Raw genomic sequence first — 13,417 nt, forward strand, 5'->3', positions numbered from 1 at the left:
AGGGCCGCATGGTCATTCTTCCTCGAACAGTTCGGTCTGATCTTCTTCTTCTTCGTCTTCGCGCCCCTCGCCCAGCGGGATCGTGCCCGGAGGTGGCCGATTTTCCAGCAGCCCGGCAGCGCGTAGTTCCTTGAGGCCTGGTAGATCGCGCGCATTCTCCAGCCCGAAATGGTCCAGGAACTGTGGTGTCACAACGAAAGTAACCGGACGCCCCGGTGTCATGCGCCGACGACCCAACCGAATCCACTCCATTTCCAGCAACTGATCAATGGTTCCGCGCGACACGGATACACCACGGATTTCCTCAATCTCGGCCCGAGTGCAAGGTTGATGATAGGCCACGATGGCCAATGTCTCGATCGCCGCCCGGCTCAGCTTGCGGGTTTCGACCGTTTCCTTCTGCATCAGAAAGCCCAAATCCGGGGCGGTACGAATGGCCCACGCGTCACCGACCTTGACCACGCGCACACCGCGCCCTTCATAGCGTTTCTGTAACATTTCAATGGCTTGCGCGGCGTCGCTACCATGGGGCATTCGCGCCTCGAGGTCCGCAATCGTCACGGGTTCGGCACTGGCGAACAGCACGGCTTCGACCATACGTTCCTGCTCAGCCAAAGGTGGTGCTTCGAACAGAGTGCCGGTGCCTTCGTCTTCGGGGGCGTCAGTCACGTTTTTCGGTCCTCTTACGCAGATGGATTGGGGCAAAGGTTTCGCTCTGCTTGATTTCCATGTGTCCTTCCTTCACCAACTCAAGCGAGGCTGCAAAGGTCGCCGCCGTGGCTGAGCGTCGGCGCACCGGGTCAGCGTCCCATCCGTCTGGCAGATAGGTCTCCATATCCGTCCAAGTGCCCGCAAACCCGATCAGAGGGCGCATCCGTTCCAGCGCCTGCTCCATTGTAAACACGGCGTCGCGGTCCATGACAAAGGGACGGAATTCGTCGCGGGTGCGGATGCGGGCATAACCCTGCATCAGATCCAGAAGAGTGGCCGAATAGGTCACGGTGCGAATACGGGTGATGTCCTCACCCTGCCCCCGCTTGAAGAAATCACGGCCAAGCTGATCACGCGCCATCAGACGGGCGGCAGAGTCACGCATGGCCTGCAGACGCTCCAGCTGGAACGCCAGGTGGGCGGCCAGTTCCTCGCCCGAGGGTCCCTCGTCATCCGGATCAGGGGGCAGCAACAGGCGGGATTTAAGAAAGGCCAGCCACGCCGCCATCACCAGATAGTCGGCCGCCAGTTCGATCCGCAGCGCGCGCGCCTTTTCAACAAAGGCCAGATACTGCTGTGCCAGCGCCAGAACCGAGATTTTCCGCAGATCGACCTTTTGCGTGCGCGATAAAGTCAGCAGCACGTCAAGCGGGCCTTCGAACCCGTCCACGTCAACAATCAGTGCTTCGGCCGCCAGCCTATCCGCGACCGAGACCGGATCTTCGCTGAAAAGGTTATCGTTCATATACCTGCCCGCCCATTAGGGCAGATAGTTCCGCCTCGGCGGCTTGGATGTCAAGTTCCACAGGCTTCTGCCGCATCGTCAACGCCCGTTCTGCGCGTTTCTGAGCCAGATCGGTCATCTCTCCGGCGGATTCCAACACCTTTGCGCGGGCCTCAAATGTGCCATTGCAATGCAAGGCCACGTCGCATCCTGCATCCAGCGCTTGTCGGGCAATTTCCTCTGGGGCACCGCTAAGGGCCTTCATCGAGATGTCATCGGTCATGATCAATCCATCAAAGCCGATCTTATCGCGGATTAGACCAATCATTGTCGGCGAAATCGTCGCCGGTTGAGGATCGATCCGGTCGTAGACCAGATGCGCCGTCATCCCCATCGGTAGATCATTCAAGGCCCGGAATGGTACAAAGTCGGCCTGCTCCAGCGCGTCTTGCGTCAGGTCCACATGCGGAAGGTCATAGTGGCTGTCCAGCGTCGATAGCCCATGCCCCGGCATATGCTTGATCACTGGCAGCACGCCACCATCCAAGTGCCCCTTGGCGACGGCCTTGCCCATTTGGGAAACTGCTTTGGGATCAGAGCCATAGCAGCGATTCTTCAGGAATGCGTGCGTTTCCTCTCTGGCCAAATCAATCATCGGGGCGCAGTTGCTGTCGATGCCCAATTCGAACAGTTCACTCGCGATCAGACGGTATCGCAGATACATCGCCCGTTCTGCCTGGCCCCCAGCCCGTTTCGCATGATCCAGCGGAGGCAGCCACTCTCGCGCCAGCGGCGCGCGTAGACGCTGAACACGACCGCCTTCCTGATCAATAGTGACAGGGCAGTTGCGCCCCACAGATTCGCGGAACTCGTCACACAGCGCGCGAACTTGATCGGCGGTGTCGATATTGCGGGCAAACAGGATAAACCCAAACGGGTTCATCTGACGGAACAGCTTCTTCTCCTCGGACGTCAGGCGTAGGCCTTCGGCATCCGTGATCGCCGCGCCGAAAGTCACCGAGCAGCCACTGGGATGCAGTCAGCGCCCTGCGCCTCGAGCGCAGCACAGAATTGACGCGAGTCACTGAGGTCATCGAAACCCAGAACACGCAGGCGATAGAACGTCCGGCCACCGCGTGAGGTTTTTTGGATAACCCTTTGTTTTCCATCCATATACTCACCAAATCGGCCATTCAGACGATCCCATTCGGCCCTTGCGACATCCGAACTTTCATAGGCTCCCAGCTGAGCCATGCGCGTGCCCTTTGAGAGGGCGTTCGGATCCACATCCAAGCCAACAGCCGCCTTGACGGCGGCGTTGATTGCGTCTTCTGCGCTGCTGTTTGTTGTGATCGCATTGCGCGTGACACGCGCCGGGCGTGTGATCGGGCGCAAGGACCGGCGTACGCCGGGCAGAGCAGCCAGTTCCGGGTCGGGCAGTTGTGCGGCCAGATCCGCAGGATCAATTGCCGGCTCTTCCTCGGGCGTCACCAGAGCGGCCGGTTGCACGCCCTGCTCTGCCGGCGCATCAATCGACGGAACTTCACCCGCCAGTTCAGCGACCAGTGCGTCAACGGACCCCTGACGCAGTTGAGCAGCCTCTTGATTAGAGATTTCTTCCTCAACCACATGGACGGCGGGCGTGGCCCTTAGGGGTTCGGTCGGAGTGTCTTCATCGGTCAGCGACACCGGGCGAGGCGCAAGGATCAAACGATCTGCTGGCGGTGCTGCTGTGCCGACTGCGGCTACTGCGTTGACAGCCAGCCCCTGATGATCTGCGGGGGTCCCACCGGGATTTTCGGGCTGGATGCGCATCGGCCCTTCGATCGCCCGCACAACCGGTACGCCACTAACGTCGCGCATCACCAGCTTATAGCCCCAGACGCCAATCCCGGCCACCAAAGCCAAGGACGCAACGGCCCCCATGACATTGACGATACGACTCAAGCCAGCTGCACGAGGGGCTTCATCATACCCGTACTCGTCGTCGGAATATTCAAACCCATCCTGAGGATGCGGTTGATTCGTGTAATGCATCTGCTCGGGGCGCGCGTGCCCCGAGTAATCGTAATTTGCCATGTCCGCCTCACCGCCCGATTCACGCCAGAAAATAAGGCGCGCGGGTCATTTCTTGCCTACCTCGTACCGGCGCGTCGGGCAGTATTTGTTACCGCATCTCCTGCGCAGGGGTGACGCCAAGAATACCCAAGCCCGCTGAAATCACAACAGAAACAGCCCGGGCCAGTGCGATTTTTGACTGGCTTGTGGCAACATCGCCATCCTGAATAAAGCGCAACTGCGTTTCGTCGTTGCCCTTGTTCCACAGCGCGTGGAAATCACCGGCGAGCTCATAGAGGTAAAAGGCAACCCGGTGTGGCTCGTTGGTACGCGCTGCGATTTCCACCAGTCGCGGCCATTCAGACAGCTTCTTGGCAACGGTTAGTTCCGAGGCATGGTCAATCATGCCCAGATCGGCACCGGAAAGGGTTGCATCGTCTGCAGCAATCCCGGCCTCAGCCGCGCGGCGCAGCACGCTCATGACGCGGGCATGGGCGTATTGCACGTAAAACACGGGGTTCTCGCGGCTTTGCTCCAGCACCTTGTCAAAGTCGAAATCCAGCGGTGCGTCGTTCTTGCGGGTCAGCATCACGAAACGGGTCACATCCGGACCCACCTGATCGACCACATCGCGCAGGGTGACAAAGTTCCCTGCCCGCTTGGACATCTTGAACGGCTCGCCATTCTTCCACAGTTTCACCAGCTGAGTCAGCTTGATATCCAGAGGCACCTTGCCATCGGACAGCGCAGATACCGCTGCCTTCATCCGTTTGACATAGCCGCCGTGGTCCGCACCAAATACGTCGATCAGCGCGTCAAAGCCACGGGTGACTTTGTCGTAATGATAGGCGATATCAGGGGCGAAATAGGTCCAGCTGCCATCCGATTTCTTGACGGGTCGATCCACATCATCACCATGCTCGGTCGACTTGAACAAAGTCTGCTCGCGCGGCTCCCAATCCTCGGGCTTCTTGCCCTTGGGCGGCTCCAACACGCCTTCGTAGACCAGGCCCTTGTCGGTCAGCGACTGCAACGCCGCCTCGATCCGGCCGGTGCCATAGAGCGACTTTTCAGAGAAGAACACGTCCATCTCAACGCCCAGCGCCTTCAGGTCTGCGCGGATCAGGTCCATCATCGCGTCGGTGGCGAAGTTGCGCAGATCCTCAAGCCATTCGCTTTCCGGCTTGTCGATCAGGCTGTCGCCGTATTTCTCTTTCAGCGCCTCACCGATCGGGATCAGGTAGTCGCCGGGATACAGCCCTTCGGCTATCTCAGGGCTCAGCCCGTTGGCCTCGCGATACCGTTCGTACGCCGAACGCGCCAGCACATCCACCTGCGCGCCGCCGTCGTTGATATAGTATTCGCGCGTCACGTCATGGCCGGAATAGGCCAGCAAACTTGCCAGCGCGTCGCCGAACACGGCGCCCCGCGTATGGCCGACATGCAGCGGGCCGGTCGGGTTGGCCGAGACGTATTCCACGTTGACCTTCTGCCCCTGCCCCATAGTCGAACGGCCATAGTCAGTGCCCTTCTCAAGAACCGCTGCCAGCACACCCTGCCAGACGGACGGCGCAAGACGCAGGTTCAGGAACCCCGGCCCGGCCACTTCGGCACTGGTGATGCGGTCATCCGCCGCCAGTTTCCCGGCCAGCACATCGGCAATGTCGCGCGGCTTCATCTTGGCAAATTTCGCCAGCACCATTGCGGCGTTGGTCGCCATGTCACCATGGGCCGCATCGCGCGGAGGCTCAACCGCCACGTTGTCAAAGCTCAGCCCTTCGGGCAGCGCGCCTTCGGACTGCATCTGCGCCAGCGCGTCCAATACCAGATCGCGAATCTCGGAAAACAGGTTCATTTCGAATGTCCTTTTGCTTGCCGGGCGGTTTACCACGCAAAGCGGCAAGGTCAATGCAAGCGATCAGTTTAGGCTTGGAATGACCATAAACCGGGCTAATGTCGGTGAAAATCCAACCGGAGGACCTTCCATGCGCCTTGCCCTGCCCCTCACCTTTGCTTTGACATTCTCGTTGCCGGTTTGGGCCGACATGCCCGCCCCACAGGACCATGTCCTGCTGACGTTGGGCGGAGCGGTTGCCGAAACGAACCTGCCCGCCAGGGGTGAGAATGACGGCGGACTTTTGGGATATCTGGAGGTCCAGCACGATGGTGCCGCCGGTTTTGATGCGTCAATGCTAGACGGGTTGGAGCAGGTCGAAATCTCAATTCCCTATGGGCCGGAAGGCAATCAGCGCATGGTCGCGTTTTCCGGCCCGCGGCTGTCGGACGTGATGGTCATGGCAGGAGCTGAAGGAAAAACAGCGAAACCTATGGCAATGGATGGCTATCAGGCTGAAATCCTCTGGGACAGCATCTCGGCCTATCAACCGATTGTAGCGACCCATGCAGATGGTACCCCTATGGGTATTGGAGGGTACGGCCCAACCATGATTGTCTTCCCGCCTACGGACAACGCCGAATTGGCACAAAAGCAGGCCGGGCAGCAGGTTTGGGCTCTGGCCTATATCGGGATTGAATAATCAGGCGACCGTAAGTCTGGCATGATCCTGCAAAGCGAACCGATCGGTCATCCCCGCGATATAATCCGACACAATCCGCGCCAGTGCCGTTTCATCAGGCGCAGCATCGATATCGTCGTGCCAGCGCGCGGGCATCTGCTTTGGGTCGTTCAGGTAAATCGGGAATAGGTCCTGAACGACCTGGCTGACTTCAGCCCGAACTTTCATAACGCTGGGCGCACGATACATCCGAGTAAACAGGAACGCCCGAATTTCCTTCAGCTGCGCCCAAAGATCCGCCGAGAACTGGATCACCGGGTACCCCAGATGCCGGACATCTTCGACAGACTTAGCCCCTGAACTGGCAAGCAACGCCCGAGATGTGTCGATCACATCCGAAACCATGACACCAAAAACCCGCCGCAACGCTTCGTGCCTGCGTCGGTACGAAGCCAGACCGGGATATTTTCGATCCACTTCGGCATAGCACGCGCCCACGATAGGCAGTTGCTGAATCTCCTCATCCGTAAACAGGTTCGCGCGCAGACCATCCAATAGGTCATGGTTGTTATAAGCAATGTCATCAGACAGTGCTGCCACCTGCGCCTCGGCACTGGCATGAGTGTGTAGCTCAAGATCAAAGCCCTCGTTACACTCAGCTAGCGCCCAAGGCAGTTCTTCGGTTACCGGCCCGTTGTGCTTGGCAATCCCTTCTAGGCATTCCCAAGTCAGGTTGCAGCCGTCGAACTCTGCATAGTGACGCTCCAGTTTAGTCACGATCCGAATGGCCTGAGCGTTGTGATCAAACCCGCCATAGGGTTCCATAAGCGCGTGCAGCGCATCTTCACCGGTATGGCCGAACGGTGTGTGCCCCAAGTCATGCGCAAGGGCGACTGCCTCAGTCAGTTCCGGATTCAGCCCCAATGCACCAGCAATTGTCCGGGCAACCTGCGCCACTTCGATGGAATGAGTCAGGCGCGTGCGATAACTGTCACCCTCGTGTTCAACGAACACTTGGGTCTTGTGTTTTAGGCGCCGAAACGCACTGGCGTGAATGATCCGGTCCCGATCGCGCTGAAAGCATGACCGAAAACTGCTTTCCTCCTCTGGCACAAGCCGCCCTTTTGCGCAGCTTGGATCCGAGGCAAAACCCGCTCTGTTCAAAGGTCTTGTCCTTGTCGCCTGTCCTCAGATTTCATATATTGTACTGCGGTTAGGAAATAAACCTTTGGAGTTCGGCATGAATCTGCCCCCAACAGTCACAGAACGCGCCTTTAAACGTCTCGCCGAAATCGGTGCAGCGGATCAGGGTCAGGCCCTGCGCGTCGCGGTAGAGGGCGGTGGATGTTCCGGATTTCAATACGAAATCGCGCTGGACGAGCCAAAAGAGGACGACCTTATCCTAAAAGGCCAAGGCCAAATGGTCATCGTCGACTCGGTTTCGCTGCCATTCCTGGAAAACGCCGTGATCGATTTTACACAGGAACTGATCGGTGCGCGGTTTGTGATCGAGAACCCAAACGCCACTTCTTCATGCGGCTGCGGAACTTCGTTCTCAATGTAGCACTACGTGGGGGATTTGCCTCGCAACCGCCTTCGCTCTCTTGCCGCTGGATTGTATCTGAGCGATAGGTAGCCTTAGGCTTCGGAGGATTGCGCATGAAAATCGCCACGTTCAACATCAATGGCATCAAAGCGCGAGCCGAGGCTCTACCCCGCTGGCTGGATGACGCACAACCTGACGTCGTCCTGCTGCAAGAGATCAAATCGATTGACGAAAATTTCCCGCGCGAACTGTTCGAAGAACGCGGGTATAACGTCGAAACCCACGGGCAAAAAAGTTTCAACGGCGTGGCGATCCTGTCGAAATTTCCGCTAGAGGACGTGTCCCGAGGGCTGCCAGGCGACAGCGATGACGAACAGGCACGTTGGATCGAGGCTACTGTTATCGGGGAAAAGGCCTTGCGTATCTGTGGTTTGTACCTGCCCAATGGCAACCCGGTTCCCGGTCCGAAATACAACTACAAGTTGGCCTGGATGGAACGGCTTTACGACCGCGCACGCGAGCTAATGGCCGGCGAAGAACCTGCTTTAATGGCGGGTGACTACAACACCATTCCCCAGGCCGAGGATGCTGCCCGCCCCGAAGCATGGCGCGAAGATGCCTTGTTCCGCCCCGAAAGCCGCGCTGCGTTCCGTAAAATCCTGAACCTCGGCTTCACAGAGGCCTTTCGGGCACGCACCCAAAGCCCAGGCCATTATTCCTTTTGGGACTATCAGGCCGGCGCATGGAACAAGAATGACGGTATTCGCATCGACCATTTTCTATTGACGCCGCAAGCTGCGGATCTGATGCGGGATTGCCAGATTGACGCAGCCGTGAGAGGGCACGAAAAACCTTCGGATCATGTACCAGTCTGGGTTGATCTCGATGTGTAGAACATTACGCGGTCGCGTCGTATTCGTAAATCCACTCGTATCTTTTTGCCAACCGTGAACCTGCAGCCATGAGCGCCATCTGAGCCGCCAGTCGCATCGGGCCGCTCAAGTGGAAATTGCGTGCGTTAGCTCCGGCTGCAGCTACCACCCGCGCCGCTCTGGAGCGGCGGCGGGATTCATAATCGGCCAGAGCTTGTTTCACCCCAGACTGATCCTGAAATGATCGGATCAGAACCCACGCATCCTCAAGCGCAAGGCAAGCGCCTTGCGCCATGAACGGTAGTGTGGGATGCGCCGCATCGCCCAGCAATGCCAAGCGTCCGTTTTGCCAGCTTTGGGCCACTGGGCGCAGAAATAATGCCCAGAGATGCGCCTCAGTCACTTTGGCCAGAATATCGCCCACGGGCCCGCCGAAATCGGCGAAACGTGTACGTAGATCGTCCGGGTCGCCCTGCAACCTCCAGCCTTCTTCTTGCCAGTCCGAACGCTCTTCGATCGCCACCACATTCATCAGTTCTTGGTCGCGCAACGGATAGGTGACTACGTGGCGCCCCGGCCCCATGGTTAGCGAAGCGCACGGCGTCTCGTCCCGCTTCGACCAGGGAACGACGGCGCGCCACGCAATCTGGCGGGTAAACTGTGGAGTCTCTGTTCCGTTCAGGATCGGTCGGATCGCGCTGCGCCCGCCATCCGCGGCAATTGCACATTCCATTCGCAGGCGTTCGCCGCTGTCCAGCACCACTTCGGCTTCACCCGGATGTTTGATGACCTGAACCACCCGCGCGCCCAGCCGAAATTCAACGCCTGCTTTCAGCGCAGCCTGATAAAGCAGATCCAGCAAATCCGCGCGGTGATAATAATAGGTCGGGCCGGCCGAGGGACCGGGTAAGCGGCTGATGATGCGGCCTTTGTGGAAATCGCGCAGGATGGTGCCGTGTGATCTCTGCCCGGCTTGCGGCACTTCACCGACCACGTTCAGTGCCCGCAGAACCGCCATCCCGTTGGCGCTGATCTGCAAACCCGCGCCAACCTCGGTCAGGGCAGGTGCCTGTTCAAGAACCGTGACCTGCGCGCCACGGCTTTGCAGCGCCAGTGCGGCAGCTAGCCCCCCTATTCCGCCACCGACAACGAAAAATTTTAGACCCTCGATATTCATAGCACCGGCTTAACGCAAAAACGCCGGAGCAACATGCCCCGGCGTTGGTGTTTTCCCGAATTCCCCAGCGATCAATCGTCGCGGTGAACCTTCTCGCGGCGCTCGTGACGCTCCTGCGCTTCCAGTGTCATGGTAGCGATCGGGCGTGCGTCCAGCCGTTTCAGCGAGATCGGATCACCCGTCCTCTCGCAATAGCCGTACTCGCCCTCGTCGATCCGGCGCAGGGCCGAGTCGATCTTGGCCACCAGCTTGCGCTGACGGTCGCGGGTCCGCAGTTCCAGCGCGCGGTCAGTTTCCTCACTTGCGCGGTCGGCTACGTCCGGAATGTTTCGGGTGTTGTCCTGCAGCCCCTCGATCGTATCGCGGCTGCCCGCCAATAGTTCGTTCTTCCAATCCAGCAGCTTGCGACGGAAATACTCAAGCTGTTGATCATTCATGAAAGGCTCATCTTCGGCCGGACGGTAATCCTCCGGCAGAAAAACTTCCTGCTTCATTTTTGCTCCCTCGGTATGGCCAGAAACGTCGGTCGCGGTTGTTTCACCTGACATTTGGCACCCCCTTCTGCGGAGCGTTTATCTGACGCGCACTGGAATGTCACTACACAAACGTCGCGTTTGCACGTCGCGGCCCCGACTTGTCTAAATATGAGACATACAACAACAAAACCTTGTTTTTCTGTGGAAATTATCAGACGTTTTTTGGGCGACCCACAACCGGGGCGGCATCAATTATCGCCCGAATCACGTGAAAGAGACTGGAGTCGCTGAAAAATTCACGCTGAGCGACGCCGCGGCCTGCTTGTCAAAATCATCGCCTCTCTGTAACCGGAACACCACAATTTGCGCGCAACCACATGAGGGGCCCATGACCGCACGTTTCCAAGGCACTGCAGAATACGTTGCCACCGACGACCTGACCATTGCGGTGAACGCGGCCGTAACACTGGAACGCCCCCTTTTGGTGAAAGGTGAACCGGGTACCGGAAAGACCGAACTGGCCAAACAGGTGGCCGGTGCGCTGGGTCTGAAGATGATAGAGTGGAACGTCAAGTCTACCACCCGCGCGCAACAGGGCCTATACGAATATGATGCGGTCAGCCGTCTGCGTGACAGCCAATTGGGCGATGAGCGCGTCCACGACGTTTCGAACTATATCCGCAAGGGAAAGTTGTGGCAGGCGTTCGACGCCGACGAAAAGGTCGTTCTGTTGATCGACGAGATCGACAAAGCGGATATCGAGTTTCCCAACGACCTGCTTCAGGAACTCGATAAGATGGAGTTTCATGTCTACGAGACTGGCGAGACCATCCGCGCTAGGCACCGCCCCATCGTCATCATCACATCGAACAATGAAAAGGAGCTGCCCGACGCCTTCCTTCGCCGTTGCTTCTTTCACTATATCCGCTTCCCTGATGAAGCGACCATGCGCAGGATCGTCGAAGTCCACCACCCTGGCATCAAGGATGCCCTGCTGACCACTGCCCTGACCCAGTTTTACGAAATCCGCGATACACAGGGGCTGAAGAAAAAACCTTCGACCTCGGAGGTGCTGGACTGGCTAAAGCTGCTGCTGGCCGAGGATCTGACCGCCGAAGACCTGAAACGCGATGGTGCCAACGCCCTGCCCAAGCTGCATGGTGCATTGTTGAAAAATGAGCAAGACGTGCATTTGTTTGAACGTCTGGCCTTCATGGCACGCAGCAAAAGGTGAGATTGTTAAACATCCGGTGATCCCCGCTTGCCTTAGGCATAACCGGATGTCAGCATTCAACGGTGGTCGCTTGGTTTTTCCGAGCGACGTTGGATTTTGGAAGACGGGGCACTTAGATTGGCTGACACTTTTACAATTCGCGCACTGCGGCCGGATGATCGCGCTGAATGGGCCGACATGTGGCAGGACTATCTGGCCTTTTATGAAACGTCGGTCCCGGACGAGACCTATGACAGCACCTTTGCCCGTCTTCTGGGTGATGATCCGCACGACTTTTCCTGCTTTGTCGCAGAGAGTGACGGCACACTGCTTGGTCTGACCCACTACCTGTTTCACCGCCACGCTTGGAAAGTCGAATCCGTGTGCTACCTTCAAGACCTTTACGCCCGCCCCAAATCTCGTGGCACCGGCGTTGGACGGGCTTTGATCCAGGCGGTATATGACGAGGCCGACCGCCAAGGCGCGCCATCGGTCTATTGGCTGACGCAAGAATTCAATCACACGGCCCGCAAACTGTACGACCGTATCGGCAAAGAGACGCCTTTCATTCGGTACCAACGTCCATGATACGATGGGCCATGATCCTTGCTGGTCTGGCACTGGCAGGCTGCGCGTCGGTTGAACCGCCCGAGGTTCCTACTCGGGTCAAGGTGATTGAAGAAACCCTGCCGCCGCCCAAAGCGTTCACTCGGGCCTATCCGACGCCTCCGATACGGTCGAATGCGAATATCGCGGCGGATTTCATCTCGTTGCACTTCGCGCTGGAAGGCGGGGCAAAACTGCCGGTGTTTACACGGTTTGAAACCCCGGTCACCGTCCGACTGACCGGCACGCCCACACAATCAATGGAACGCGACCTCTCGCGCTTGTTAAGTCGGCTGCGAAGCGAAGCCCGTATCGACATCCGTCAAATCCAGGACGGTCAGGCAAACATAACGATCGAGGCCGTCAGTCAGGAACAAATCCACGCCATTTTGCCACAAGCCGCGTGTTTCGTGGTTCCGAATTCCTCAAGCCTTGAAGAATACCGACGTGACCGGCGCAAGCAGAAAAGCAGCTGGACCCGGCTGCGCAACCGCGAGCGTCTGGGCATTTTCATCCCCTATGATGCCAGCCCACAGGAAACGCGCGACTGCCTGCATGAAGAAATCGCACAAGCTCTTGGGCCGCTGAACGATCTGTATCACCTGCCGGACTCGGTGTTCAACGATGACAATATCCACACCGTTCTTACCGGATTCGACATGTTGATCCTGCGCACGGCCTATTCGCCCGAACTGCGCAGCGGCATGACCCGCGAACAGGTCGAGGCGGCACTGCCCCGTGTTCTCAGCCGCCTGAACCCGCGCGGAGACTCGGTACCCGCGGAACCGGATTCCGAGACGCCACGCGACTGGATCAACGCGATTCAGAAGTCCCTGCGACCACAATGGGGCGTTCAAAGGCGCCTGCGGTCGGCTGAAAAGGCTGCGCGCATCGGACAGGAGCAGGGCTGGACCGATCAACGCCGCGCTTATCCCTATTACGTGATGGGGCGCATGGGACAGTTCGACAACCCCCAGGAAGCGCTGCGCAATTACCAGCTTGCGATGCAATTTCTGCGTGCCACACCGGGTACCGAGGTCCATCAGGCCTACGTGACGACCCAAACAGCCGCTTACGCTTTGGCTCAGGGCAAGGGCCCCCAAATTCTGCCCGAGTTGGACAAGGCAATCGACGTGATGACCCGGGCTGAAAACGCCTCGCAACTGGCGACTTTGCTGTTGCTGAAATCCGAAGCCCTCAGCCAAGCGGGCAAGTTTGATCAGGCACGTTCCGTCAGACTGGACAGTCTGGGGTGGGCGCGATACGGCTTCGGCTCGGAAACGGTGGTCCGGTCGCTGATGCAGGAAGTTGCAGAAGGCCCGTCCAACAACAGAGGTGGGTAAGGCATGGTCGTAGTACTGGGAATGGCAATACTGGGGGCAATCCTTGGGGCGTTGACCGCCCGCAAGCGCAATGGCAGCGGTGCGGATATAGCCCAGTATGCCGCCGGTTACGGCATCGCCTTCGCACTGGTCGGGCTTATCCTGTCGCTGATCCTTGTGCGCTTTGTGGCTTAAC

Annotated in this window: 15 protein-coding genes; 7 read left to right on the forward strand and 8 right to left on the reverse strand. The window is 58.4% G+C overall.

Annotated elements, in window-relative coordinates:
• Positions 1-12: 12 nt before the first annotated feature.
• From scpB to argS, 5 genes are all read right to left on the reverse strand, one after another.
• Positions 13-669 (reverse strand): SMC-Scp complex subunit ScpB, encoded by a 657-nt coding sequence (gene scpB, locus ACR0IY_RS03880; protein ID WP_480670521.1) that lies wholly within the window; start codon positions 667-669, stop codon positions 13-15.
• Entirely contained in the window at positions 662-1,456 is a 795-nt protein-coding gene (locus tag ACR0IY_RS03885) for a segregation and condensation protein A (RefSeq protein ID WP_480670522.1), read from the reverse strand. The genes scpB and ACR0IY_RS03885 overlap by 8 nt, the downstream gene beginning before the upstream one ends.
• Positions 1,446-2,453, reverse strand: a complete 1,008-nt coding sequence (gene nagZ / locus ACR0IY_RS03890; protein WP_480670523.1) for a beta-N-acetylhexosaminidase — start codon at positions 2,451-2,453, stop codon at positions 1,446-1,448. The genes ACR0IY_RS03885 and nagZ overlap by 11 nt, the downstream gene beginning before the upstream one ends.
• Positions 2,450-3,514: an SPOR domain-containing protein gene (locus ACR0IY_RS03895; protein ID WP_480670524.1), complete on the reverse strand. Its 1,065-nt coding sequence runs from the start codon at positions 3,512-3,514 to the stop codon at positions 2,450-2,452. Before ACR0IY_RS03895 ends, nagZ begins: the two co-directional genes overlap by 4 nt.
• Before the next feature lie 88 nt (positions 3,515-3,602).
• Positions 3,603-5,348: an arginine--tRNA ligase gene (gene argS, locus ACR0IY_RS03900; RefSeq protein WP_480670525.1), complete on the reverse strand. Its 1,746-nt coding sequence runs from the start codon at positions 5,346-5,348 to the stop codon at positions 3,603-3,605.
• A 130-nt stretch (positions 5,349-5,478) separates the two neighbouring features.
• Here argS and ACR0IY_RS03905 point away from each other — a divergent pair, with 130 nt between their 5' ends.
• Entirely contained in the window at positions 5,479-6,030 is a 552-nt protein-coding gene (locus ACR0IY_RS03905) for a putative pterin-binding protein (RefSeq protein WP_480670526.1), read from the forward strand.
• On the opposite strand, the gene ACR0IY_RS03910 is transcribed toward ACR0IY_RS03905, so the two are convergent.
• Positions 6,031-7,173 carry a deoxyguanosinetriphosphate triphosphohydrolase gene (locus ACR0IY_RS03910; protein WP_480670527.1) on the reverse strand — a complete coding sequence of 381 codons (1,143 nt, stop codon included), beginning with the start codon at positions 7,171-7,173 and terminating at the stop codon, positions 6,031-6,033. It abuts the gene before it with no gap.
• Between the two features lie 76 nt (positions 7,174-7,249).
• Between ACR0IY_RS03910 and ACR0IY_RS03915 the strand changes: the two genes are divergently transcribed.
• Both ACR0IY_RS03915 and xth read left to right on the forward strand, forming a co-directional pair.
• Positions 7,250-7,573, forward strand: a complete 324-nt coding sequence (locus tag ACR0IY_RS03915; protein ID WP_480670528.1) for a HesB/IscA family protein — start codon at positions 7,250-7,252, stop codon at positions 7,571-7,573.
• Positions 7,574-7,668: 95 nt separating this feature from the next.
• The gene (gene xth / locus ACR0IY_RS03920) at positions 7,669-8,448 is read left to right on the forward strand and encodes an exodeoxyribonuclease III (protein WP_480670529.1); all 780 of its coding nucleotides are present in this window, start codon (positions 7,669-7,671) and stop codon (positions 8,446-8,448) included.
• A gap of 4 nt (positions 8,449-8,452) precedes the next feature.
• Here the strand turns inward: xth and ACR0IY_RS03925 are convergent, their stop codons facing one another.
• Both ACR0IY_RS03925 and dksA read right to left on the reverse strand, forming a co-directional pair.
• Positions 8,453-9,604: an FAD-dependent monooxygenase gene (locus tag ACR0IY_RS03925; RefSeq protein WP_480670530.1), complete on the reverse strand. Its 1,152-nt coding sequence runs from the start codon at positions 9,602-9,604 to the stop codon at positions 8,453-8,455.
• 71 nt (positions 9,605-9,675) lie between these two features.
• Positions 9,676-10,098, reverse strand: a complete 423-nt coding sequence (dksA, locus tag ACR0IY_RS03930) for an RNA polymerase-binding protein DksA (protein WP_480671133.1) — start codon at positions 10,096-10,098, stop codon at positions 9,676-9,678.
• Positions 10,099-10,468: 370 nt separating this feature from the next.
• Between dksA and ACR0IY_RS03935 the strand changes: the two genes are divergently transcribed.
• The 4 genes from ACR0IY_RS03935 (at position 10,469) to ACR0IY_RS03950 (ending at position 13,416) form a co-directional block, all read left to right on the forward strand.
• Complete coding sequence (locus tag ACR0IY_RS03935) at positions 10,469-11,314, forward strand: AAA family ATPase (RefSeq protein WP_480670531.1); 846 nt, start codon at positions 10,469-10,471, stop codon at positions 11,312-11,314.
• A gap of 117 nt (positions 11,315-11,431) precedes the next feature.
• Positions 11,432-11,881 (forward strand): N-acetyltransferase family protein, encoded by a 450-nt coding sequence (locus ACR0IY_RS03940; protein WP_480670532.1) that lies wholly within the window; start codon positions 11,432-11,434, stop codon positions 11,879-11,881.
• A complete protein-coding gene (locus ACR0IY_RS03945; RefSeq protein WP_480670533.1) occupies positions 11,878-13,242 on the forward strand; it encodes a DUF2927 domain-containing protein in 1,365 nt (454 codons plus the stop codon). The genes ACR0IY_RS03940 and ACR0IY_RS03945 overlap by 4 nt, the downstream gene beginning before the upstream one ends.
• Before the next feature lie 3 nt (positions 13,243-13,245).
• Positions 13,246-13,416 (forward strand): hypothetical protein, encoded by a 171-nt coding sequence (locus ACR0IY_RS03950; protein WP_480670534.1) that lies wholly within the window; start codon positions 13,246-13,248, stop codon positions 13,414-13,416.
• The last annotated feature ends 1 nt before the right edge of the window (position 13,417 follow it).

The sequence above is a fragment of the Ruegeria sp. BC1 genome (assembly GCF_056539305.1).

Coding starts and splice junctions, on each gene's coding strand:
- ACR0IY_RS03885 (WP_480670522.1), bottom strand. CDS start 1,456: ATGAACGATAACCTTTTCAGCGAAGATCCGGTCTCGGTCGCGGATAGG.
- ACR0IY_RS03895 (WP_480670524.1), bottom strand. CDS start 3,514: ATGGCAAATTACGATTACTCGGGGCACGCGCGCCCCGAGCAGATGCAT.
- argS (WP_480670525.1), bottom strand. CDS start 5,348: ATGAACCTGTTTTCCGAGATTCGCGATCTGGTATTGGACGCGCTGGCG.
- ACR0IY_RS03905 (WP_480670526.1), top strand. CDS start 5,479: ATGCGCCTTGCCCTGCCCCTCACCTTTGCTTTGACATTCTCGTTGCCG.
- ACR0IY_RS03915 (WP_480670528.1), top strand. CDS start 7,250: ATGAATCTGCCCCCAACAGTCACAGAACGCGCCTTTAAACGTCTCGCC.
- xth (WP_480670529.1), top strand. CDS start 7,669: ATGAAAATCGCCACGTTCAACATCAATGGCATCAAAGCGCGAGCCGAG.
- ACR0IY_RS03925 (WP_480670530.1), bottom strand. CDS start 9,604: ATGAATATCGAGGGTCTAAAATTTTTCGTTGTCGGTGGCGGAATAGGG.
- dksA (WP_480671133.1), bottom strand. CDS start 10,098: ATGAAGCAGGAAGTTTTTCTGCCGGAGGATTACCGTCCGGCCGAAGAT.
- ACR0IY_RS03935 (WP_480670531.1), top strand. CDS start 10,469: ATGACCGCACGTTTCCAAGGCACTGCAGAATACGTTGCCACCGACGAC.
- ACR0IY_RS03945 (WP_480670533.1), top strand. CDS start 11,878: ATGATACGATGGGCCATGATCCTTGCTGGTCTGGCACTGGCAGGCTGC.
- ACR0IY_RS03950 (WP_480670534.1), top strand. CDS start 13,246: ATGGTCGTAGTACTGGGAATGGCAATACTGGGGGCAATCCTTGGGGCG.